Origin of the sequence: Spirosoma sp. (genome assembly GCF_048594605.1) — a bacterium.
Taxonomy (GTDB): domain Bacteria; phylum Bacteroidota; class Bacteroidia; order Cytophagales; family Spirosomataceae; genus Spirosoma.
Window position 1 is genome coordinate 16800 of the sequence record NZ_JBMDWV010000134.1, and the last position, 23654, is coordinate 40453.

Annotated in this window: 15 protein-coding genes; 1 reads left to right on the top strand and 14 read right to left on the bottom strand. The window is 49.6% G+C overall.

The features are described from left to right. Window positions 1-53 precede the first annotated feature (53 nt). The 6 genes from ACOJS8_RS08760 to ACOJS8_RS08785 all read right to left on the bottom strand — a co-directional run bounded on the left by ACOJS8_RS08760 (window position 54) and on the right by ACOJS8_RS08785 (window position 5715). Complete coding sequence (locus ACOJS8_RS08760) at window positions 54-1529, bottom strand: serine hydrolase (protein WP_420148161.1); 1476 nt, start codon at window positions 1527-1529, stop codon at window positions 54-56. A 202-nt stretch (window positions 1530-1731) separates the two neighbouring features. Then, window positions 1732-2565 carry a DUF4097 family beta strand repeat-containing protein gene (locus tag ACOJS8_RS08765; RefSeq protein WP_420148162.1) on the bottom strand — a complete coding sequence of 278 codons (834 nt, stop codon included), beginning with the start codon at window positions 2563-2565 and terminating at the stop codon, window positions 1732-1734. Continuing rightward, window positions 2565-3425: a DUF4097 family beta strand repeat-containing protein gene (locus ACOJS8_RS08770; RefSeq protein ID WP_420148163.1), complete on the bottom strand. Its 861-nt coding sequence runs from the start codon at window positions 3423-3425 to the stop codon at window positions 2565-2567. The genes ACOJS8_RS08765 and ACOJS8_RS08770 overlap by 1 nt, the downstream gene beginning before the upstream one ends. A gap of 40 nt (window positions 3426-3465) precedes the next feature. Continuing rightward, a complete protein-coding gene (locus ACOJS8_RS08775; RefSeq protein ID WP_420148164.1) occupies window positions 3466-4302 on the bottom strand; it encodes a HEAT repeat domain-containing protein in 837 nt (278 codons plus the stop codon). Further along, complete coding sequence (locus ACOJS8_RS08780) at window positions 4277-4822, bottom strand: RNA polymerase sigma factor (protein ID WP_420148173.1); 546 nt, start codon at window positions 4820-4822, stop codon at window positions 4277-4279. Before ACOJS8_RS08780 ends, ACOJS8_RS08775 begins: the two co-directional genes overlap by 26 nt. 314 nt (window positions 4823-5136) lie before the next feature. Then, window positions 5137-5715 carry a hypothetical protein gene (locus ACOJS8_RS08785; RefSeq protein WP_420148165.1) on the bottom strand — a complete coding sequence of 193 codons (579 nt, stop codon included), beginning with the start codon at window positions 5713-5715 and terminating at the stop codon, window positions 5137-5139. 316 nt (window positions 5716-6031) lie between these two features. Here ACOJS8_RS08785 and ACOJS8_RS08790 point away from each other — a divergent pair, with 316 nt between their 5' ends. Continuing rightward, complete coding sequence (locus ACOJS8_RS08790; RefSeq protein ID WP_420148166.1) at window positions 6032-6463, top strand: hypothetical protein; 432 nt, start codon at window positions 6032-6034, stop codon at window positions 6461-6463. A gap of 91 nt (window positions 6464-6554) precedes the next feature. On the opposite strand, the gene ACOJS8_RS08795 is transcribed toward ACOJS8_RS08790, so the two are convergent. The 8 genes from ACOJS8_RS08795 to ACOJS8_RS08830 form a co-directional block, all read right to left on the bottom strand. Continuing rightward, entirely contained in the window at window positions 6555-9014 is a 2460-nt protein-coding gene (locus tag ACOJS8_RS08795) for an ABC transporter permease (protein ID WP_420148167.1), read from the bottom strand. A gap of 82 nt (window positions 9015-9096) precedes the next feature. Further along, window positions 9097-10053, bottom strand: coding sequence for a GIN domain-containing protein (locus ACOJS8_RS08800; protein ID WP_420148168.1), 957 nt, complete (start codon window positions 10051-10053; stop codon window positions 9097-9099). A 153-nt stretch (window positions 10054-10206) separates the two neighbouring features. After that, complete coding sequence (locus tag ACOJS8_RS08805) at window positions 10207-12591, bottom strand: ABC transporter permease (protein WP_420148174.1); 2385 nt, start codon at window positions 12589-12591, stop codon at window positions 10207-10209. A gap of 292 nt (window positions 12592-12883) precedes the next feature. Further along, window positions 12884-15268, bottom strand: a complete 2385-nt coding sequence (locus ACOJS8_RS08810; RefSeq protein WP_420148169.1) for an ABC transporter permease — start codon at window positions 15266-15268, stop codon at window positions 12884-12886. Window positions 15269-15352: 84 nt separating this feature from the next. After that, window positions 15353-17743, bottom strand: a complete 2391-nt coding sequence (locus ACOJS8_RS08815; protein WP_420148170.1) for an ABC transporter permease — start codon at window positions 17741-17743, stop codon at window positions 15353-15355. Between the two features lie 89 nt (window positions 17744-17832). Continuing rightward, window positions 17833-20256 (bottom strand): ABC transporter permease, encoded by a 2424-nt coding sequence (locus ACOJS8_RS08820; RefSeq protein ID WP_420148171.1) that lies wholly within the window; start codon window positions 20254-20256, stop codon window positions 17833-17835. A gap of 259 nt (window positions 20257-20515) precedes the next feature. Next, the gene (locus ACOJS8_RS08825; RefSeq protein WP_420148175.1) at window positions 20516-22966 is read right to left on the bottom strand and encodes an ABC transporter permease; all 2451 of its coding nucleotides are present in this window, start codon (window positions 22964-22966) and stop codon (window positions 20516-20518) included. A 100-nt stretch (window positions 22967-23066) separates the two neighbouring features. After that, a partial coding sequence (locus ACOJS8_RS08830; protein ID WP_420148172.1) for an ABC transporter permease occupies window positions 23067-23654 on the bottom strand: 588 nt, incomplete at its 5' end.

Genomic DNA, 23654 nt, shown 5'->3' on the forward strand with positions numbered 1-23654 from the left:
TGCTTTCTTACGAATGCGGCTCATTACGTATCCGGTCGCTGCGCCTTTTGTTGTCAATGGCCAGCTGTCTCACCAACCTTTTTCAGGAAATCAATGGCGTTACTGTTTTGTGGATTCAGGGCTAAGGATCGCTTGTAGTTTTCGATGGCGAGCTTCCGGTTTCCCATGTGCTCATAGTGCTCGCCGAGGCTATCGTACGCATTCCAGGCATTGGGATACAGACTAACGTTCAGTTTGAAAATTTCGAGCGCGTCCTGTAATTTGTTCTGCCCGACAAGCGTATAGCCCCAGGTGTTTACATAATTTTCGTCCAGATGAAGCTCGGGGTGTTTCGTCCGAACGTCTTTCACTACGTTGATTGCCTGCGCATAACCCCGTTTCTTTAGTTCGTTATGAAGCGCTGTTAAGGCGGCCGGTTCGCCATAATACACCTCCAGAATCTTTTTCGACAGTTCGCCAAGCTGTCCTTGCGTTGACGGGCCTACGCCATTTGCCAGCAGGATGAGGCCAACGTTCTGATCGGGATACAGATCGCAGTAACTCGCGAAGCCAAACGTACCGCCCGAGTGTTCCAATTGCCGTTTGCTGTCGATAGTTTTATGCAGAAACCAGTTGAGGCCCAACGCCAGACTGTTTACATCGCCCCAGGTAAGCTGATGACTCAATGCCACCGCCTTATCAGTTTCGTTTAGCTGATACGCTGCGTATTTCAGCAGATCGGCGGCACTGTAACGAAGACCACCGGCTGCCTGCATGGCTTTCGCGGTAAAAGCGGGCATCGGTACGCTACGTTCATTATTACCGATGGCGAACTGATCGGATGGGGTGGCCGGGGCAAATCCGTTACGCATCTGAAGCGGCTGCTCAATTCGGGTTCTAACCAACTCGTCAAAAGGCATCTGGTAAACGTTCTCCAGAATATACGACAGCAGTTGAGCTGCTACGTTGGAGTGGCGCAGATTCTGCCCCGGAGCCGCTTTCAGCGTAACGGCGTGCAGATCGTTGAAAAAATCCGCTTTCGTATAGCGGCTCAACTCCTTCACTATCTGAAAAGCAACAGAATCGGGAGGAATCTGCTTAAACCGATCCGGCTGATCGGGAAAATTATCCGGTAGTTCAGACGACCAGTTGGTCAGATTGACCAGCCGGATGGGTTTTCCGTCGTAAGCCAGATTCGGGTAATCGCCGTCGAGGTATTTTCGGATATCATCGTCCAGTCGAACCCGATTTTCCAGAACAGCCTTTGCCAATAGTAGACTCCCGAACGTTTTGGTAATCGAGCCAATTTCGTAGATTGTATTCTGCGTAGGCATTACGTTTTTTCCTTTCTCTACAGTACCAAAGCTATAGAAAGCTGTTTTCCCGTTGCGGACGATGCCAATCGACAACCCGGCGTGCGCTTTTTCCTGAAGAAAGTTCGTGCCGAGTTGCTGAATAGCTGCTTCCGGATCTGGCGCGGAGGACCTTGTCTGCCCGAACGTAACGGCGGAAATCAGGACGGTAAAACAAGTGACGATGATACGTAGCATTGCGAAGTGTGCGTGAATTGTTTAAATGGCGAGCCTGTTTAAAATTTTCTCAGGGTGAAAAATTGGTCTGGTTTTGTCATTCCGACCAGAGGGAGGAATCTCAACTTCCCAATAGATGAGCTTGAGATTCCTCCCTTTGGTCGGAATGACAAATACTCATCTCTATGATGAAGGTTTTGGAAAGTTTAAGCAGGTTCGGTCTCTACTTTGCCTTGCGAACGTAGATATTGCCGTTCATATTTTTCATCATGATCTCGCGGCCGCCCCCATTCACTTTGCCCTGAACCCAATCGTCGATACTGACCCGATACATACCGTTCTGATTACTCTTGTTGACCTTCGACGGGCTTTTATCAACGTCCATATCAAAATCAGTGAAAATATCGCCCCGATCCGATTTGACTTTTAAATTCATTTTGGCCGATGCCGGAAACGTTACGTCGACATTGCCGTTGAGGGTTGAAAAGGCCATTGGTGTATCGGCGCTTACACTTTTGAACGTAGCAATGACGCCCCCGTTCACCGTATTGGCAACCGCCGAACCCGCAACGTTGCTCAACTCAATCGACCCGTTTACGTTGTTTACTTCAAGCTCGCCTGATACGTTACTGACGGTGATCTGCCCATGATTGACCGTACCAATACGTAGCGAAAATTGCTGCGGTACTTTAATGGTCAGATTGACGGGCTGATTCATCGAATTCGATTCAATATTGACTGTATTGCTCTTTTCGCGGGCGGTAACGTCCATTGGCGTACCCGTGTTGATTCGTTTCATGCCGTTCGTGCTCTTGTCTTCGCCTTCTTTTCGCTGGCGTGGATTGGCCGTCGTAACGATGTCGATAATAACATCTTTGCCGCTGTAGCCCGTTACGTTAATAGAACCATTGATCAGATTGGCACGTAACGTACCGGGTCTTCCCGGATCGCTGAGCGGTACCACTAACTGCTCTTTTACTTCATTCTGCGCAAATAAAGAGCTGACTATGAGTAAGTTTATTAACAGAAATCCAATGGAGAATTTATTCGTTTTCATCAGGATTGTTTTTTAATGTAAATGTTTCCGTTGAAGGTTTCAAACTTGAATGTCTTGCCGCCTTTTCCGATTCGGATAGCCGTGTTTTTGTTGATTTTGTACGTCGTACCGCTGTCTGTTTTCTGTTCCGTTTTGGTAGCCTTCACCGGCAATGCTTCGGCGTTTGGAAAGTCCGTGTAAAAGCTCCCCTGAAACGTCTTGAACTGCATATCCGCCGACAGATTGTTTGGATACGTTACGTTGATGTTGCCGTTGAGGGTGTAGTACGACGAGTTTTCGGGCGGGTTCGCTACGTAATCGACATCAACATTTCCGTTGATGGTATGCGCGTCTGTCGTCCCTTTTACGTTGTTCAGCGCTATGGCTCCGTTGATGTTCCGTACTTTCAGATTTCCTGCTACGTTCGTCACCGTTACGTTACCGTGGTTAATCGTCGATACTGCCAGATTCATCTGATTCGGTACTTTCACAACATAGTCGAGGTTAAAATCATAGTTAATGCGCTCATTCCGTTCGCGGTTGCGGTTCCGGTTTGGCCGCGAATCAAACGGTTCGGCGATGTAAGCGAGAATACTGTCGCCTTTCTGTTCGAGTTGCATCTGGAATTCTTTCTTGCCCGTTTCGAGATCCTGGTTGTTTTTAGCGGTAATCAATTTGTCGATTTCTAGCACAACCTTGTCGCCCGCGTACCCTTCGACCTTAATAGAGCCGTTGATATTGTAAATGGCCAGCACGCTACGTTGGGCGTTTGATACGGTAAATTCTTTGCGAACATGCTCTTTAAATTCCTGAGCAGTTGCCGGCGTTTGGGCACAGGAAAGTACCAGCCCCGCCAGTACGGGGATTAGAATAGGGTTCATAAGATTGGTTTGATTTTTAGGGTTTATGTATTCACGGGCTTCAGGATAACTCGCGGATACTTTGTTCGATTTTGCCTTTGACCAGGTGGTTCAGGTTATCATCGCGCAGCAATTGCCGCAGGGGTTTGATGGAGCGTTTTTCCTGCAATTTCACCATCACGTCGGCCAGTGCCGACTGCACCAACGGCGATTCCTGCTGCGTAATCGACTGAACCAACCCTTCCCGGACATTCGGATTATCAGCCAGTTTTGCCAGCGCTTCCAGCGTAACAAGCCGGACATTTACGTTTGCATCGTTGTTGAGGGTTGTCAATAGGGCGTCAACCACCTTATCGTCGACCTGATTGATTTCGTCGGTATAACTCACCGCGCGAAGCCGTTCGGAAGCCGCCGGATTTTCCAGCAACGAGAGCATCATCATCTGGCGCATTTCCTGCATCTGCGTCGACAACGTATCAATTTGCTGCTGATACGCTACCGTAGGTGTACGGGACGGTTGAAACCAATAACCAGCCGCTACGCCAACAGCCAATAAGGCAAAACTGTAAGCTACTTGAAAAGCGTATTTAGGCGCCCAGAGCTGCCGAAGTTTTGCCAGTAGGGTATCGACTGCGCTTTCCTGCTCGGCGGTAACGGTATCTTTATACGTATCAAGCATAGCCTGAAATCGAACCCGCGCTGTGTCGTTCGGCTCAGGCACTGGTACATTTCCCATGAGCTGCCAAAGCTGCCGTGTCGAATTCGCTTCCGATTCGCAGGTCGGACACGTTTTCAGATGGGCTTCCAGCACGCTACGTTCGGCGTCGGGCAACTGGTTGCTGAGCCAGTCGGTTATCCGTTCGTTTGCCTGTTCACAGTTTATAGGTTGTGTTGCCATTCTCAATCGTCAAAAAAATCTTTTTCAACTCGTTCATTGCGCGGTGGACCCGTACTTTTATCGCTCCCTCAGTTGTGTTGAGCACCCGCGCAATTTCTTCATATTTCAATTCCTGAAAGCGGCTCAGTACCAGCACTTCACGATTGTCAGGGCTCAGTTTGCTCATCGCTTTGTGCAACGTATCCAGATCCTGTTCTTTCTGAAATCGTTCGTCGGCGGCTGGGCCTCCACCAATTTTTTCGGCTACGTCGGCCAGATCATACTGCTGCGCCGACCGCTTGTTCTGCTTACTGTAATCGACCACTACGTTCCGGGCCAGATGGTACATCCAGCTTCTGAACTCGCCGTCGCCGGTAAACGTGTGCCGATACTTCAGCATCCGATAGAACACCGTTTGCAGCATATCTTCGCTGGCCTCGCGCTGGTTGGTCATATGGAACAGGAAGCCAAACAGAGGCCGATGATACCGCTCGAAGAGCAATCCCATCGTATCCATGTTGCCTGCCTTTACCTGCAGCATGAGCGCGTTATCTGTTAGGGCGTTCAACCGTTGTTACGTCGGGTTTGGTGGATTTTGAACTGGAAACTTCGTAACCTCGTTCAGGTTACAGAAAAAATTGAAAATTTTTTTGCAGGGGGGTAAGGGCTTGGGGCATAGGGGCAAAACTGCTGATAACCCTATGCCCTTACCCCTCTGCAAAAAAATAAAAGCTGCCCTGGAGAGACAGCTTTTTTGTTGAGTAACTCAGAAAGGCTTTCTTGTGTGGACTGGTTAGAAACAAGGTAAGGTTTCGGAGATAGTCTTCGACTGGAAAATTAAGATTTTATAACGAATTATTGATTGCCGAGTTTGATGCCGAAGCTGCGTTCAGTTTCTTTGATAATAGCTTGTTTTTCGCGCTCCGATTTGCCCACTACGTTGGCGGTCCGTTCAATAATCAGTTGTTCGCCATCTTTCTCAAACGTGTATTGCATCCAGAGCCGACCGTTTTCCTTATCTTCCTTGACCAGCACCGACGAAGGAGGCACGTCGCTCGCCGATAAGGATGACGAAGCATTTGTTTGCATCGATTCGTCTATCGACTCATTTTTTGATGCGTAGGCAATTTGTTCTTCTTTATGTTTTCGCTTCGACCGATCGGTATACTTCCGATCGATGTTGATTTCGGTGGCCTGATTCAACACTACCTGATTTAGTGAATCGATGACGTGATTTTCCAGTTCTTTTACGTCGCTGTCGTCCATATCCGCTACGTCGAACGAGCGGTTGTAGTGGACAGACTGCCCGGTTTTTTCAATATCAACGCGAATCCGTAACTGCCGACCATCGGTCGTTACGAGCTTACTGTACGACCGTTGGGCTACTGCACCAAAACAGACGGAAAGCAGCAGCAGAGTAAAGAGCGTTTTCATAAATCGGCAGAGATTGCGTAGAAGCTTTATTAAGTAGAAATACTCCCGCTATCATCGTGCCATGTGTGTATTGTTTTGTAAGTCAATTTGTTAGCTATAAATAAAGTAAGAAAATGTCCGATAGCGGACATTTTCGGACAAATTTCGTACGACAGCGGACAAGATAGTCTTGATTGTTCTGGTCGGATGGTGCATTAACCGGCTGCCGCTGCTGGCAAGGGATAAAATCGCCTAGTGACGCCAACAAATCCAGAGAATTACATAGGTTAAATTTCCTTAATTTTAGCTGGTGAATATGTCTTCTGATCGCTAATTTATGAATCGCAACCTATTGTTTTTACTCTCCCTGGCAATTGTGGGTTGTAGCCCCGATAAGGTGTCTGAGCGTGATTTTGAAGGGAAATCGTTTAAGGCTTCGTTAAAAGTCGATCCGTCGCTGACAAACAACAATCCCCTGGCGGCCAACTTTATGGCAATGGCGAAGATGCAATACGATTTCAGAGCAGATCATGAGGGTGTATTTCGCACGCAAATAGGAGCAATGTCGGCCGAGCATCCATTCAAATGGCAATTGAAGGGCGATTCACTCACAATCGACAGGCGGGTGGAAAACAATGCTGACATTATCATAGAGAATGGACGGGATTTTTCGGAAACAACGCAGCATCTGGTTAAAAAGACGGAAAAAGGAATCGAGCTGATCGACAAAAACGCAAGAATCGAACTCCTTCCAAAAGACGGTCAATAAGCAATTGAAATAGCGTTACAGCAGAGGGCGGGGGGCATCGGGATGAGGGCACGGGGTAGCTCGGAAAACACCCCATGCCCTCATCCCGATGCTATTCACTACGTAGTGATTTCACCGGATTTGTTAACGCGGCTTTGATACTCTGAAAACTCACCGTCAGTATGGCAATGGCTATGGCCAGCAAGCCCGACAGCACAAACAGCCACCACGAAAGGTCTGCTTTGTATTCGAAATTTTGAAGCCATCTGTGCATAGCCCACCACGCGATTGGTGTGGCAATGAGAATGGCGATCAGAACCAGCTTTAGAAAATCTTTGGAGAGCAACGTAACGATGCTGGCGACGGATGCGCCCAGCACTTTTCGGACACCAATTTCTTTCGTCCGCTGCTCGGTGGTGAACGTAGCGAGCCCAAACAAACCCAGACAGGCAATAAAAATGGCGAGTCCTGAAGCAACGGTAAATACCTGACCGTACTGCTGTTCGCTCTGATACTGTTTGTTGTAATTTTCGTCGGCGAAATAAAATTCGAACGGATTGCCGGGGTAACTAGCTTTATAAATTCGTTCCAGCTCCGCAATCTTGTCCTGTAGCTGACCGCCTTGAACGGGGTCGGTTGTGAGTTGGACCGTCAGGTCGCTAACCGATCGGCGGGGCATGAAAATGACAGGGTCGATTGCCTGTTGCAAGCCCTGATGGTGGTAATCTTTCACAACGCCGACAATTTCGTACGGCTGGCCCCAATTGATGAATTGCCCGACCGCTTTTTCGGCGGAGGGAAAACCCAGCTGTCGTGCTCCTTTTTCATTGACCAGCAGCTTACCACTTTTCTCCCAGCCTTCTTCTGCTTCATTGACCGTAAAATTGCGTCCGGCAACCAACTCAATTCCGTAGGTTTTCAGGAACCGATCGTCGATGATACCCATCGAATAGTTTTTCTTGTCGTCGCCGGGTTTTGGGTTCTGTCTGGTAATGCCATCGGCTGAAAAATTGTAGAAGTTACCGGGCACGATGCCTGTCTGACAAAAGCTTTTTACGTAAGGCAGTTGATTGAGGTCATGCTCAAGGGCGGCTGTTCCGGGCTTAAACGAGCCGTTTTGCTCAACCTGCGGCCCTTTGATGACCAATCGCTGAGTCAGTTGTACCCCGAGATCTTTGTTCTGCATGTACTGCAATTGCCGATATAGCACCAACGTAGCAATAACCAGGGCTACCGACGCACTGAATTGCGCGACCACCAGCGTTTTCCGTAACCAGCCACCTTTGCTGCCGCCAGTTGACAGGCCGATTCCTTTCAACGTTTGTATAGGCCGGAAAGATGTCAGCGCGAACGCTACGTAGCCGCCTGAGGCTAATGCCCCCAATACCAGCATGCCCAGTCCCGCTAGCCAGAAATTATTAACGTTCAGTACGTTTATTGACAGCTCTCTTTTGACAAATTCATTGAACGACTGTTGCAGTACCATAACCAGCATCAGGGCTAATCCAAAACCCAGTACGTTAAGCAGCAATGACTCGCCCAGAAACTGCCCGATCAACTGGCCCTGTCCGGCGCCGATTACTTTCCGCACGCCCACTTCTTTAGCCCGTTTCAGCGCACCGGCTGTCGACAGGTTGATGTAGTTAAACCAGGCAATGAGCAGAATTAGCCCGGCAATGCCACTAAGCAAATACACAAATTCTAAACTGCCGCTGGTGCGGTACACATCACTCAGCGAAGCGGCCAGGTGCATGTTGGTGGCGGGTTGCAGCAGATACAGGTTGTCGTTTTGGGGGTTCGTTTTCCGGACATAGGCATTGAATTTTGCTTCGAGTGCTTTGGGGTCGAACGGTTGCTCAGGAAGTTTGAGGAAGGTCGTTACGTATGATCCGTTGAAACCATCCAGCCGTGCCCAATCGTTGCCATTCAGATTCGCCGGGTTTGCCAGCGTTTGCAGCGAAAAAATCGCGTCGAACGCCAGGTCCGAATTCTGGGGCATATCGGCATATACGGCCGTGACGGTGTAGAGTGTTTTGCCGAACTGGTTGTTGAGCGTCACTACGTTGCCCAGTGGTTTTTTATCGCCAAAATATTTGCGGGCCTGCGACTGCGACAATGCTACTGTATTCGGTTGGCTAAGCGCCGTAGCGGCTCTCCCCTGCACAAGCGGAAATGTAAAAAGTGTAAAGAAACTGGCGTCAGCATAGGCCAGTTTGTCTTCCCGAAACGATGGGGTGTTTGCTCCGTTACCGCCTGGAAAACTGACAATGCCGCCCGCTGAATGTTCGGCCACGCGGCAGAAATCCTTAATTTCCGGAAACTGTTGTTTCGCGAGCGGGCCGGCGGCTGGCGCCATATCCACCCAAATATCGCCGATACGGTTCTGGCTGAGCAGCCGGTAAAGCGTTGGCAGGTTTTTGTGAAATGTATTAACGCTACGTTCGTAGGCAATGTATTCTAGAATTAGTACAAAGGCGGCAATGCCCAGCGCCAGTCCCGCAATATTGATAACCGAAAACACCCGGTTTTTCTGGAGATTCCGGAAGGCGATTTTGAGGTAGTTTTTGAACATGACTAAGCATCGAATCGGTTAAGAGTAAGAGAATTGTTAGATGATAAGCTGAATAAGTAGCGTACGTTTACGGGCTCTCAGGTCAATCCGGTAAGGTGTACGTTCGCCCGTTGTCGTTCGCTTTGAGGGTAACAATAAGCGTTCCATTTACCCGTTCGCCAGCCATATTAAGCTTCTGTTGATTCGCGCTGAGCTGTTCGATTTTCGTTCCAACAGGGTAGGTTTCTCTGCGTTTGCCATAAGCTGACAGCGTCGTGTTGACGACGCTGTAGGTTGGGTTTCCTATTTCTGTAAACCGCAGGGTAACGGTGCGGGGCATCGGGCTGTTATTCTGCAAAATAATGGTTACCAATTCGTTATCGGACGTTGAGTACGGTTCTTTCCGAATAGTTGAGCGACCAACAGGTTCGGCCGTATTGTGAATGGTAGCATGCCCCATCCTCTGCGAACTGATCTGCTGGGCATTTACGTCAATAGTAGCATTTGCCTGCGCAATAATGTTGGCTTTCTGCACACGTAATTCCTTCGCCCGCACATCCCCATTGGCCGTACTGATTATATTGAGTTGGGTAATGACCCCACGCAACGTTACGTTGCCATTCGCCTGATTTGTCAGGTCAAACGATTCGCCAGCGAGGCCAGTAACGATAACATCGCCATTTGACTCATTGCGCAGTTGACGGAGTGAAGGCGTTTTAATCGTAACGTCAATAGTCCCCTTGCTCAGCCAGAATGGTTTGTTCGCCGGATCTTTAAAAGCGAGTGTTAGAAGGCCATTTACATTCTCGATTTGCAGGAAGGGTTTGAGATTGTCGTCAAGCTGAGCGTTCACTACCGATTGAGTTCCACCAACTTCAATCGTAACTTTTGACAGAAACTGCCCGAGGTTGATTGCCTGAAACGGTTCGAGCGTTCGATCGTACTGAACAAGTCGATCGCTGCCACGTAGTTCACGCTGGCTGCTGTATTTATCGGTTTGAGCATTAGCCGCAACGGAAAGGGTACAGGCAAAAAGAAGAAAAAAAGCGCTGTTTTTCATGTATGCGATTAGTCAGCAGGTTAATAATGAGTTGTCAAAGAACCTTGTTACGGACCAGAAGGTAATTTTTAGCTACTCGAACCTTTTTTCGACATTCTCAACAGTGATCAGGCCTGTTCCAGCCGGTCGGTTATAGTTTCCGCTTTACGCTACTCATTCACTACGTAGTGATTTCACCGGATTGACTAAAGCCGCCTTTATGCTTTGTGCACTTACGGTGAACAGCGCAATAACGATTGCCAGCAGCCCGGCCAGGGCGAAGATCCACCACGAAAGCTCAGTCTTGTAGGCAAACTCCTGTAACCATTGGTTCATAGCGTACCAGGCAATGGGCGTAGCCATGACGATGGCAATGAGCACCAGCTTCAGAAAATCTTTGGAAAGCAACGTAACAATGCTGCCAACAGAGGCCCCGAGCACTTTACGCACGCCAATTTCTTTGGTCCGTTGCTCAGCCGCAAAAGCGGCCAGCCCGAACAGACCCAGACAGGCGATCAGCACGGCCAGAATCGTGAACGTCAGCAAAACTTCGCCCTGTTTCTGTTCAGCCTGGTATTGTTTCGAAAAGTTTTCGTCCAGAAAATGAAAATCGAGCGGATTGGCTGAATCAAAAGTGCGGTACGTCGACTGAATGTACGCCAGTGCTTCCGTTACGTTGCCGGGCCGAATCCGAACGTAGAGGTTGTCTTTATCAGCTGCAGGGGGCATCTGCAACACCAGCGGCTCGATTTTGTGCTGAAGCGAATACGTGTGGAAATCCTTTACTACGCCAACGATCTGAGCTTCGGCAGTGTGGTTCTCCTGATCGATGAAGTATTTGACCCGCTTCCCAATGGGATGAGCGCCAAGTTGCTTCGCCAGCGTTTCGTTGACCAATACGGCATTCGATACGTCGCTTTTAAACGACTCGGAGAAGTTTCGTCCACTCAGTAGTTTGATTTCCAGCGTTTTGACGTAGTCAGGATCGACCATAAACTTCTGGACCATCTGCGCACTGGCGGGAAACGTACCATTTTGTTCAAAGAACATACCCGTTCCTCCGATGTTGTTGTTGCCAATCGGATTGCTGGCCGCAGCAGCACTTTCGATCAGCGGACTACGTAGCAGCGCTTCTTTAAGGGCATCGATACGGTGCCGAACCTCCTGACTGCTGATATGAAACGTGAGAACCTGCTCCTTGTTAAAGCCCAGATCTTTCTGCCTGACAAACTGCATCTGCCGATACACAATACCCGAACAGCCGATCAGCGCCACAGTCGCTACAAACTGAAATACCACCAGCGACTGCCGGAACACAATGCTATCGGACTGATTGCCGGTTTGCCCTCGCAGGGCTGACACTGGCCGGAATCCCGACATACGTAACGCCGGATAAAGTCCGCTCAGGACGCCAACGGTCAGCGAAAACAGGGCGACAATCAGCAACGTATCGGGCAGGCTTCCCATCGACAGCGATTTATCGGCCATCTGGTTGAAATACGGCAACGCTATTCGGGCCAATACGGCGCTGACTAAACCCGCCAGCAGTGTCATGAGCATCGACTCGGTCAGAAATTGTCCAATGAGCTGCTGCCGATGCGAACCGATGGCTTTTCGTACGCCCACTTCGCGCGTCCGTTTGAGGGCACGAACCGTGTATAAATTGACGTAATTAATACAGGCAATCAACAGAATCAGCGCTGCTACAGCCGCAAAAATGGAAACGGTGTTGGCATTGCCGTTCGTACTGATTTCGTAATCCAGATGTGAGTGAAGATGAATCGACGTAAGAGGTTGAAGTTCCATTCGGTAGTTCATCTGCTCACCCATTTCCTTTCTCAGGTATTTCTGGAAGAAACCGGGCAGTTTGGCCTCCAGCGTTTTGTAATCGCTGCCTTTTGCCAGAAGCAGATACGTATAGAGTTCGGCGTTTTGCCAGCCACTGGTGTAATTATCGGGAAGTGAACGTAACGCCCTGAATTGCAGATGAGAATGGCTCGGTACGTCTTCAATGACCCCCGTTACGGTATTGGGGAAATGGTTGCTGAATTCGACGACCTTCCCAACCGCTTTGCTGGCATTGCCGAACAAATTTTCGGCCACACTCTTGGTCAGAACAATGGTTTGCGGTTTGCTCAGCGCCGTTGCCGGATCACCGTAGAGAAACGGAAACGTAAATACGTCGAATACCGCCGGATCGGTAAAATAGATATTGGGGACATCAATTTTTTTATCACCGAACGTAATGAGCCCACCGCCTTCAGGATTGAACCGAACCGTTTTTTCAATGTCTGGGTAATCGCTTTTCAGCGCTGCCGCAAACGGTGCCGACGTAGGGGCAAGGTTAAGATTGCCGCCCTGCCATTGGGCGTGCTGAACGACCCGGACGACCCGGTCGGCGTTGGCGTGAAAACGGTCGTAACTCCATTCATCCACTACGTAAAGGACCATCAGCCAGACGGCCGCCATACCGATTCCCAAACCGACTACGTTGAGGCCACTGAACAACTTATTTTTCCAGAATGTCCGGAGCGTGATTTTTAAGTGATTACGTAGCATAGCCGACAGCGAATTAAGGTTAAGAAAAGAACCAGAGCCCATATTGAAGGTACGTAATGGTTCCTGCGAAATAACACCCAAATGCTATACCAAATAAATAAACTGCTGATTATCAGTAAATTTTGGGACTTTGGTTAAACGAACTGTCCGCAAACGGACGACATGATCGGCCATTTGCGGACAGTATCCGAACCTGAATTTAGCGGAAAGGATTTTTAGGTGTTACTTTAAACGCACGGCAACAACAAAACAGGTTTGCTCTTGAATACGCCAAATCCCGGCCTGAACCAGATTACTCGCTACGTAATGATTTGACGGGGTTCGATAAAGCCGCTTTTACGCTTTGGTAAATGACCGTCGCCCAGCAGATGAACAGCGTGAGCAGGCAGGCCGTTACAAAAACCCAAACACCGATGTCTGTTTTGTACGGAAAATTCTGCAGCCATTTGTACATGGAATACCAGGCAATCGGAATCGCGACGGGAAAAGAGAACAACACTAATTTTGTGAAGTCCTGCGCCAATAGCACCACCACGTTTGCTACCGATGCACCCAGCACTTTACGCACGCCAATTTCTTTGATCCGCTGCTCGGTCGTAAACGTAGCGAGCCCGAACAGGCCCAGACAGGCAATAAGAATCGTTAGAACCGAGAACGTGGTGAAAATTCGGCCCCGGCGTTCGTCTGTCTGATACGCCGACTCGAAGTCCTGATCTAAAAATTTGTATTCAAACAGCCGGTCAGGGTAGGTTTCGCGCCATTTCTGGCCAATGAATGCAATCGTTTTCTCTACGTCTTTGGGGTGTATTTTAATGTGAATTACCTGATTGAAAGGCCGATAGACCATGATCATCGGTTCAATGGGACTATAGAGTGACTGCTGATGGAAGTCTTTCACGATGCCCACAACCTTCGCCGTTGGCGGAGCGGGCTGGTTCCCCTGCGGCAGGCTGCCTAGAATGACCTTTTTGCCAAGCGGCTCTTTCCAGCCCATCCGTTCGACGACGGCCTGGTTGATAAGAACGCTGTTGTTGGTATCCGCCGGTATTTCGCTCGAAAAATCACGACCACTTCTTAGCTTCATACCCATTGTTTTCAGGTAGTCGTGATCGATGCCCATGGGTTTGAATCCCATTTCTTTCAGCCCGTCGTTGGCTTCAACGGTGAAGATGATACGTCCGCCAATGTTGCTGGTAGGCGAAGAGGCCGTAGCCACACTTCGGATGTTGGCATTGGATAGCAGCGCCGTTTTTAACGCATTATAGCGCGCCCTGGGCTGTCTGCCCTGATAGTTAATGGTCAGCACCTGATCCTGATCGTAGCCCAGGTCATGGTTTCGCATGAAATTAAGCTGCTTATAAACGATCCAGGTGCAGATGAGCATCGTCAGCGAAATCGCAAACTGCGACACAACCAAGGCTTTACGGAAAAAGCTGCCCCCCTTTGCATTGAACGACCCTTTGAGTACCGTAGCCGGTTCGAACGCCGACAGATACAAAGCCGGATAACTGCCACTGATGAACCCCGTAAACACAACAATACCGAGCGCGATCATCAGGAAGCCCGGACGCAGCAATTCCCGATACTGAATTTCTTTTCCCGAAACGGTATTAAAGAAAGGCAGCAGGGCCAGAACCAGCAGCAGGCTGGCGCCTAATGCCAGCACTGTCATGAGTACAGACTCGGTTAAAAACTGCGCCATCAACCTGCTTCGTACCGAACCCATTACTTTTCGAAGACCAACTTCCTTCGCGCGTTTGGCCGAGCGGGCGGTGGCCAGATTCATGTAGTTGATACTGGCCAGCAATAGCATAAAAAACGCTATGGCACTGAAGGTATAGACGTAGCCAATGTTGCCATTCGATTCCCCCTCCAGATTTGAGTATAAGTGGATACGGGTTAAGGGCTGTAATTCGTAATTTATTTTGATGCCCATCCGTTTGAAGATCGGCTCTGTGTACTTGGCGTTAATCTGAGGAAACTTACTCTCCAGAATTTTGGTGTCGAAGTTTTCGGGCAGTACCAGGTAACTGTAAATATAAAAACCACCCCAACCGGTCGCCTGTCGTTCGTTCTGACCTATGGAAAGTAGGGCATTGAAGGTAAGATGGGAATTCTTCGGTACGTCCTCCAGAACGCCCGTTACTTTATAAAATGTTGTGTCGTTGGTTTGCAGCGACTGCCCCAGCGCAGTGCCCGAACCAAAGAATTTCTGAGCGGCCTTCTGCGTCAATACAACACTGCCAGGTTGATCCAGCGCCGTTCGGGGATCGCCTTCGATGAATTTATAACTGAACACATCGAAAACGGTAGAATCGGCAGCATAGACATCTTCTTCGTAAAATCGCTTCTCGCCCTGCCGAAACATCATTCGACCGTAGGGAAAAAACCGCACGTAATTTTTTACGAAGGGATAATCCTGCTTTAGTTGCTTGACTAGCGGAGGTTGAGTACTGCTCCAGCGATTCACTTTGTCGGGTTCGGTGATGTGCGAAACGATCCGGTAAATCTGGGAGGCATTGGCATGGTAACGGTCATAGCTGAGTTCATCCGTTACGTACAGCAACAGTAGCATACCACACGTAACACCGATGGTCAGCCCCAGAATGTTAATCAGGCTGTAAAATTTGTCTTTGCGAAGATTCCGCCAGGCGATTTTGAGGTAATTTGTGAGCATGGGGGTAGGGTATAGGGTTTGGGGCAGAGGGGTAAGGGCAAGAGTTGGGGGGCTGGTTTTGCACCCCAACCCCCATATCCTCTGCTATTCACTCCGTAAAGACGTAACAGGATTCATGAACGCTGCTTTTACGGACTGAAAACTTACAGTTAGTAGAGCAATGACTACCGCCAGTAAACCCGCCAGTGCGAAGACCCACCAGGATACATCAATCTTGTAAGCGAAACTCTGTAACCACTGGTTCATGGCGTACCAGGCAATGGGCGTAGCCATGACGATGGCAATAAGCACCAGTTTCAGAAAATCTTTGGAAAGCAACGTAACAATGCTGGCAACACTGGCGCCCAGCACTTTGCGTACGCCAATCTCTTTCGTCCGCTGTTCGGCGGTGAACGTAGCGAGCCCGAACAAACCCAGGCAGGCAATGAAGATAGCCAGACCAGAAAAAGCCAGAAACAGGTCGCCTTTCCGCTCGTCGGATCGATACTGCTCCGCAAATGTCTGGTCCAGGAAAGTGTACTCAAAGGGTTGGTTCGGATTGACCTGCTTATAAACTTTGCCGACGTAAGCCAGCGCATCTGGTACACGATTGGCCGCTACCCGGACGAAAAGTTTGTCGCCACGATCTTCGTGTGTAACCAGAATTAGCGGTTCAATTTTGTTACGTAGCGACCGTAGGTGAAAGTCGCGGATGACACCCGTAATGGGTATTCGTTTTGCGTCAAGCTCGACCAGGCCTTCTTTCGCGTTTTTCCAGCCCAGCCTTTTGAGCATGGCTTCGTTAATAAGAACCGCCCCCGTCGAATCGCTGGCGAAGTCGGCCGAAAAGTTTCGTCCTTCTTTCAGGTCAATCTGTAAGACGTTAAGAAAATCGTGATCGACCGAAAAGTATTCAGTACTAACGGGTTGTTCTTTGCCGCCCGCATAGAAATCAAACGTAGTTTTGTCATTCATTTCGCCACCAATTGAGCCATTGGTAAGGCTGGCTCCTTTGATGATGGGACTTTGTATGAGCTTATCTTTCAGTAGTTTAACCGATTGCTGGGCTGCCGGAGCTTTCAGCGAAAGGACAAGTACCTGCTCCTGATTGAATCCTAGTTGCGTATGCCGCATGAACTGCAGCTGCCGGTAAACGACCACCGTTCCCACAATCATCACAATTGAAATAGTAAACTGCAGAACTACCAGCGATTGACGTAGTAAAGTGCCTTTGTGGCTGGTGGAAAATTTGCCTTTCAGAACCGCAACCGGCCTGAATCCCGAAAGTACGAACGCTGGATAGAGTCCACCCGTCAGGCCGACCAGCAAACTAAAGGCGGTGAGCAAACCAAGCGTCTGCGGCTTCCAAACGTCGATGGTCAGGGTTTTGGCGGCTACGTAGTTGAAAAGGGGCAGTAGAGTCGGCAACAGAATCAGGCTAACGATAAGCGCCAGCAATGACAGAAGAATGGATTCGGATAAGAATTGCCCGACCAACTGGATACGTAGCGAACCAACCGCTTTTCGAACGCCTATTTCGCGGGCCCGCCCAGCCGAACGGGCTGTTGCCAGGTTAATGTAATTAACAATGGCAATCAGCAGAATAAATAAACCGATGGCCGAAAACGTGTAAACGTAAGTCATATTACCTCCGTTTTCCTCGCCCATCAGATGGTTCGAGAAGAGGTGCATAGCCGTCAATGGCTGTAAGGCAATATCGAACGTAACCCCTTTTCCCGTGTCATCGCCAATAGCGCGGGCAATGTATTTTCGGTAGAAATGGGGCATTTTACGAGCCAGCTTTTGCGAGTCGCTGGCGGGGTGAAGCATCAGGTAAACAGTCGAGCCGAAGTTGTCCCATTTGTCTAGATGAATGCCGTTGAGCTGCGTGTTGCTGTAGGGCAGAATAGCGTCGAACCTAAGATGATGATTGGCGGGTGCATCGCGAATAACCCCTGCTACCGTTATCGGTTGTTTGTCTTTTACGTTGATGATTTTACCCACCAGCCCATCCGTTCGACCGAACAGCGATAGCGCAAGTTTCTGAGTCAGCACAACGCTATTCGGTTTTAACAACGACGGGTGGGGCCTGCCATCGATGAACGAATAGTCGAAGAACGAAAACAGAGTTGAATCGGCATAGATGACATCCTTGACGTAATACTCCTTCTCGCCGATTCGGAAGAGCACTTCGTGGCCAGGCTTGACACGTAGTACATTGTTGATTTCCGAATATTCGTGCTGGAGCGCCGGGCCCATTGGAGCCGAGCCAACGGCCATATTCAGTTCATTGTCGCCCCATTTGATATGCAGATTCAGTCGATGAATATCGGCCGCCCGCACATGGTATCGGTCAAACGTCAGTTCGTCGTAAACATAAAGTCCCAGCAGGATAGCTCCGACCATTCCGCTGATCAGACCCAATAGCGTAAGAGCGCTATAGACCTTATTCCGAACCAGATTTCGCCAGGCGATTTTAAGGTAATTTGTGAGCATAGAAATAGGGGCATGGGGCGGAGGGGTTGGGGAAGTACCGTAGGCTATTTCTTGTAACCTCGTGCTCCACGCCCCATGCCCTTTGCTGTTTATTCGGAACGTAGTGATTTCACCGGGTTTACCAATGCCGCTTTGATGCTCTGAAAACTTACCGTTATCAACGCAACGCCCGTGGCCAGTAAACCCGCCAGCGCGAACATCCACCACGTAATATCCACCTTGTAAGCGAACTTGTCGAGCCAGCCGCTCATAACGTACCACGCAATGGGCGAGGCAATGAGTAGCGCAACGAGTACCAGCTTAACGAAATCCAGCGAAAACAGCCCGAAGATGCTGCCAACCGAAGCGCCCAATACTTTTCGGATGCCGATTTCCTTCGTGCGCGCTTCGGCCATGTACGCAACTACGCCAAACAAGCCCAGGCAACCAATGGCAATGGCGATGCCTGCCAGTAGTTGGAATAGCTTAAACAGGCGTTCTTCGCTGGCGTAAAATTTGGCAATGGTCTCGTCAATGAACGTGTATTTAAACAGATGGTCGGGGAAGGTAGTCGTCCAGTCACGCTCGACTTTGCTCATCAATTGACGAATGTTCGACAATGTAGCCGCTTGTTTCGTAAGTTTGATACTGGCCAGTTGGTAAGCGTCGCTGTGACTGGACAGAATACAGGGAGCTGTTTTGCGGTGCAATGAGTACGTATTGAAATCTTTTACGACACCCACAATTGGTAGACGGGTTTGACTGCCTCCCAGCGTAACCAGCTTGCCAATAATCTGTTGTGGATTCTGGAAATTGAGCCGTTGCATGAGCGCTTCATTCACCACCACTTCCCGCATGGTATCGGCTGGATAATACATCCGTCCGGCCAGTAATTTCAGGCCGTAAGTACGTACATAAGCTGTATCGGCGGGGCGCATCACGACGCTGAAATCCGCGTCTTTATCGGCATTGCCAAACCGAAAACTCGTACTCCAGTTGCCATTGGACGAGGGCGATGACATGCTGTAGCTAATAGATTCGATTTCGGGATAATCGCTCAGTTTGGCTTTCAGATTTTCGAGCTGACCGGGCTTTTTCTCAGGAACGGGTAGGGTGAAAATAGCCTCTTTGGCAAAACCGAGGTCGGTCGAACGGAAACGCTCCATTTGATTATAGGCGATAATCGTCCCGATAATCAGTACCTGAGAAATTGCAAACTGCAGCACGATCAGTCCCTGACGTAACGAAAACTGGCGGGTTTTGCCAAAACGTAATTTGCCTTTCAGCGCCAGTGCGGGCTGATAACCAGAGAGAATCAGTGCCGGATAAAAACCGGCGAGCAACGTAGTGAGCAGCGCCAGCGCTACCAGAAAACCCAGCACCGTCGGATCGCCAAGATACAGCGTTTGCAACTTGACGTTCAGTAAATCCGCTACGTAGGGGAGCGATACCTGTGCCAGCAACAAAGCCAGCGCCACGGAAACAACCGTCAGTAAAGCCGTTTCGCCCAAAAACTGACGTACCAATTGCCATCGCGAACTTCCCAGAACCTTCCGCACGCCCACTTCTTTGGCCCGGCGAATGGCCTGTGCCGTTGCCAGATTGACAAAATTCACGCAGGCCGTTATGAGCAGAAAAAGACCAATGAGCGACATGGCCCAAATCATCTCTTTGCCAACCGTCCGGCGGCTGTAGTTCATCATGCGAGCGGCAAAGTGAACATTGTCAAGAGGTTGTAATTCGTAGGTTTCATGACTGGCGTCTTCCGCCGATTTGTATTTTCGTGTGAAGGCTACGAGTTGTTTGGTAAGGCCATCCGCCGTTTGGGTTTGTGGAAGACGCATGTACAACTGCGTGCCGCTATACGTTGAATGCCAATCGTCCCAGCCCGTGTTGGGGCCATATTCTTTAAGCGACGCAAACGAAATAAATTGCCCGAATGGAAAGTCAGTGGTGAGCGGTGGGTCAGCTACCAGTCCTGTTACGACGCAATTCATCCGGTTGTCGAAACGTAGCGTTTTGCCCATCGGGCTAGCCGAACCGAAATACTTCTGCGCCATGCTCTCGGTCAGTACAACCGAATTCGGGTTTTGCAACGACGTAGCCGGGCTACCTTTAAGCCATTGATAGCTAAATACATTGAAATACGTGGGGTCCACAAAAGCAACGGCTCCGTCATCTTCCTGAAACTTTCGGATCTCGCCCTTCAGCGTAGTAACTACCACGTGGCCAATGTCCTGAATAAGCGTCGCGTTATTTTTCAGCTCGGGAAAATCGGTACGTAGCGCTCCAATAACGGGCATCGGCATACCTGTATCGTACCCATCGATTTCAGCCGTTTTTACGTGATTTATCATCCGAAACAAACGGTCCGGGTCGCGGTGGTGCCGATCAAAGCTCAGTTCGTAGCGAACAGCCAGAAAGAGCAGCAGGCAGCAGGCCAGGCTTAACGTTAAGCCTATGATGTTGAGTGAGGAATAACTCCAGTTACGTCGGAGGTTGCGGAGAGCGGTTTTGAAAAGGTTCGTTAGCATTGTTCAGAGGAGTTCTTTAGCCATTGCTACCAGGTACAACTACTATGCCACGCCCGAAAAATGCCTTTTTTATGGAACCTAGACGGATTTAGTCCGAAATGAGTGTCCGAAACCGTACAGGAAATGTCCGCTTGCGGGTAGTAGCAGGAGGTATAGGGATTAGGGCCTACAATGGTTCGCGTGGCAGGGATTGTTTCAGCACGATTCCTCGCAACCCCGCCATCCGAGATACCCCACGCCCTAATCTCTACGCCCCTTGCTATTCACTACGTAGTGATTTAACCGGGTTCATCAGCGCGGCTTTGATACTCTGGAAACTCACTGTTAATAAAGCAATGCTCATCGCCAGGAAACCGGCCAGGGCAAACATCCACCACTCAATATCGATTTTGTAGGCGAATTTCTGAAGCCACTGGTTCATGACGTACCACGCAACGGGCGAACTAAGGACCAGCGCAACGAGCACCAGCTTAACAAAATCCATCGAAAACAGACCGAAAATGTGAGCTGTTGATGCGCCGAGGACTTTCCGGACGCCCACTTCTTTGGTTCGGGTTTCGGCCATGAACGCCACTACGCCGTATAACCCCAAACAGCCAATAAACAAGGCGATAGCGGCCAGCAGACGGAAAAGAGCGTAGCTCCGCTCTTCGCTTTTGTAGAAATTGGCCAGCGTTTCGTCCATAAACTCATATCCAAAAACAAATTCTGGAAATGTTTCTGTCCAGGTGTTTTCAACCTGTTTAATAAGCTGACCAATCTGCTTCGTACCTCCCTGTTGTGTGGACAACTTAAGTCCCATCATGTGGTAATTAGAACGAATGGTCGTCAGAACACTCGGCTCAACATGGTCGCGCAGAGAGAATTGATTGAAATCCTTAACGACGCCAACGATTGACTTTTCGTCGTCGGAGCCTGCAATTTTCATCATTTTGCCAATAATTTTCTCTGGTTTCTGAAAGCCCAGCCGTTTCATAAACGTTTCGTTGATGACCAGCTCGCGCATGGTATCGGCTGGCTGATACATCCGCCCGGCCAGCAGTTTTAAGCCATACGTGCGTGCGTAGGACGTATCAGCCGGGCGCATCAACACGCCAAAGTCGTAGGCTTTCTCGTCACTCCCGAACCGAAAGCCGGTTGTCCAGTTGAGGGTCGACGAAGGCGTCGACATGGAAAAACTGATAGCCTGAATACCCGGTACGTCGCGAAGTTTTGCGCGTAAATTTTCGAGCTGACCCGGTTCATTTCCGGGCAGTTTGACGGTTAAAATCGCGTCGCGGTTAAATCCCAGATCGACCGACCGGAAATGCTCCATCTGGTTGTAAGCGATGATTGTTCCAATAATCAGCAACTGCGAAATGGCAAATTGCCCAACAATCAGTCCTCTACGTAGCGTCAGGTAACGGCCCGTCTGACTGGCCTGGATTTTCGCTTTCAGCGCCACAATAGGTTGGTAGCCAGATAGTACCAGTGCCGGATAAAAACCGGCTAATAAAGTTGTGAGTAAACCGAGTAAAAACAGGAAACCCAGCGTAACCGGACTGAAAAGCGTTACAGAGTCTGGTATGATGTTTAGCAAATCGCCGACATAAGGAAGCGAGCTCTGGGCAACCAGCACTGCCAGCGCAACCGCGAGAGCCGTCAAAAAACCCGTTTCACCCAGAAACTGACGTAGCAACTGGCTCCGTGTGCTGCCCAATACTTTCCGGACGCCCACTTCTCTGGCCCGACGAATGGCCTGTGCTGTGGACAGATTAATAAAATTGATGCAGGCTGTTCCGAGAATAAACAACCCGATAAGCACCATCGCCCAGATCATTTCAATGCTGATGCTACGTTGCGCGAAATTCGACGTATTGGTCGCGAAGTGAATATCGGTCAGCGGTTGCAGAACGTAACGTAGCGTTTTGGCGGTTTCTGGCGTATGGTATTTTTTGACGAAATCGTCCAGTCGACGTTCCATCTGAGCTGCCGGTTTTTCAGAGCCCGACGTAGCAGGAGGGAGCATCATATAAATCTGAGCCCCGCCATAGCTGGAGCCCCAATCATCCACAGGCGACGTATTGCCAAAAGCAACCACCGAAGCGTGCGTCAGGAAAACGCCAAACGGCAGACTGCTTGTAGCCGGGGGCGCCTGTACGACGCCCGTTACCACAAAATCCATTTGATTATCAACCCGAATGGATTTGCCCATTGGGTTCGCGTCGCCAAAATATTTACGGGCCATTCGGTCGGTGAGCACCACCGTATTAGGGTTCACCAGCGCCGTTTGCGGACTTCCTTTTTGCCAGACATAATCGAACAGATTAAAATACTCAGGCTCGGCAAACGTAATAACGCCATCTGGCTCCTGAAATCGTTTCTTTTCTGTAGTACCTTTTCCCCCTGTAGCTACAACCGCTGAACGAACCCGACTGACCAGGGTAAGCTGGCGTTTCAACTCAGGAAAATCGTTCCGAAGCGCGGCCAATGCCGGGAACGTAATACCTGTACTTGGTTTGCTATCCGGGCTGGTTTTGTCTACCCCCAGCATTCGATAAATACGCTCGGCGTTGGCATTGTGCCGGTCGAAGCTCAGCTCATACCGAATGGCAACGAACAGGAGCAGGCAACAGGCCAAACCAAGGGTTAGCCCCAATACGTTAATGATGGAATAACTCCAGTTGCGCTTCAGCGCGCGGATGGCGGTATTGATGTAGTTTGTGAGCATAGCGATAGGGGCATTGGGCAGAGGGGTAAGGGCATAGGGGTAGGAGTTTGGGTTTGAGGCTTGGGCTATTTTTCCCTCTGCCCCGTCCCCTACCCCCATGCTATTCAGAACGTAATGATTTAACGGGATTCATTAAGGCAGTGGCAATTGTTTTACTTCCAATTGATAGCAACACCAGCAACAGAACCAGCAGGGCAGGCATAGCGAAAAGCCACCAGTTCAATTCGATACGCGTTGCATAATTGGCCAGCCAGTTTTTGACAACAACGTAGGTAATGGGCAGGCCGATCAGTATGGCTATCAGCACCGTTCGGATAAAATCCTTTGAGAGTAAAATCATCAGATTTGTGGTGCTGGCGCCGATCACTTTCCGAATCGCGATTTCCTTTGTTCGTTTGGAAACGGTAAACGTAGCCAGTCCGAACAGGCCCAGACAGGAGATCAGAATGGCGAAGCCGGTTAGGGTACCAAAGACCTGCTGAAACCGGTCATCGGCTTTATATTGTTTGTCATACTCGCTGTCCATAAAAAAGTAGCTGAACGGCGAATGAGGGAAACTGGCTTCATAAACCTTCTTTAACGTAGCAAGCTGCTCCCCGGTATTCCCTCCGGCGAATTTTACGCTCGCGAATGAATTGAAATGGGGGGAGTACATATGGATAATGGGGATAAAGGCTGCTTTTGGCGA

Bases quoted from the DNA above. Each gene is read 5' to 3' on its own strand.
- ACOJS8_RS08760 (WP_420148161.1), bottom strand. From the start codon at position 1,529: ATGCTACGTATCATCGTCACTTGTTTTACCGTCCTGATTTCCGCCGTT.
- ACOJS8_RS08765 (WP_420148162.1), bottom strand. From the start codon at position 2,565: ATGAAAACGAATAAATTCTCCATTGGATTTCTGTTAATAAACTTACTC.
- ACOJS8_RS08770 (WP_420148163.1), bottom strand. From the start codon at position 3,425: ATGAACCCTATTCTAATCCCCGTACTGGCGGGGCTGGTACTTTCCTGT.
- ACOJS8_RS08775 (WP_420148164.1), bottom strand. From the start codon at position 4,302: ATGGCAACACAACCTATAAACTGTGAACAGGCAAACGAACGGATAACC.
- ACOJS8_RS08780 (WP_420148173.1), bottom strand. From the start codon at position 4,822: ATGCTGCAGGTAAAGGCAGGCAACATGGATACGATGGGATTGCTCTTC.
- ACOJS8_RS08785 (WP_420148165.1), bottom strand. From the start codon at position 5,715: ATGAAAACGCTCTTTACTCTGCTGCTGCTTTCCGTCTGTTTTGGTGCA.
- ACOJS8_RS08790 (WP_420148166.1), top strand. From the start codon at position 6,032: ATGAATCGCAACCTATTGTTTTTACTCTCCCTGGCAATTGTGGGTTGT.
- ACOJS8_RS08795 (WP_420148167.1), bottom strand. From the start codon at position 9,014: ATGTTCAAAAACTACCTCAAAATCGCCTTCCGGAATCTCCAGAAAAAC.
- ACOJS8_RS08800 (WP_420148168.1), bottom strand. From the start codon at position 10,053: ATGAAAAACAGCGCTTTTTTTCTTCTTTTTGCCTGTACCCTTTCCGTT.
- ACOJS8_RS08805 (WP_420148174.1), bottom strand. From the start codon at position 12,591: ATGCTACGTAATCACTTAAAAATCACGCTCCGGACATTCTGGAAAAAT.
- ACOJS8_RS08810 (WP_420148169.1), bottom strand. From the start codon at position 15,268: ATGCTCACAAATTACCTCAAAATCGCCTGGCGGAATCTTCGCAAAGAC.
- ACOJS8_RS08815 (WP_420148170.1), bottom strand. From the start codon at position 17,743: ATGCTCACAAATTACCTTAAAATCGCCTGGCGAAATCTGGTTCGGAAT.
- ACOJS8_RS08820 (WP_420148171.1), bottom strand. From the start codon at position 20,256: ATGCTAACGAACCTTTTCAAAACCGCTCTCCGCAACCTCCGACGTAAC.
- ACOJS8_RS08825 (WP_420148175.1), bottom strand. From the start codon at position 22,966: ATGCTCACAAACTACATCAATACCGCCATCCGCGCGCTGAAGCGCAAC.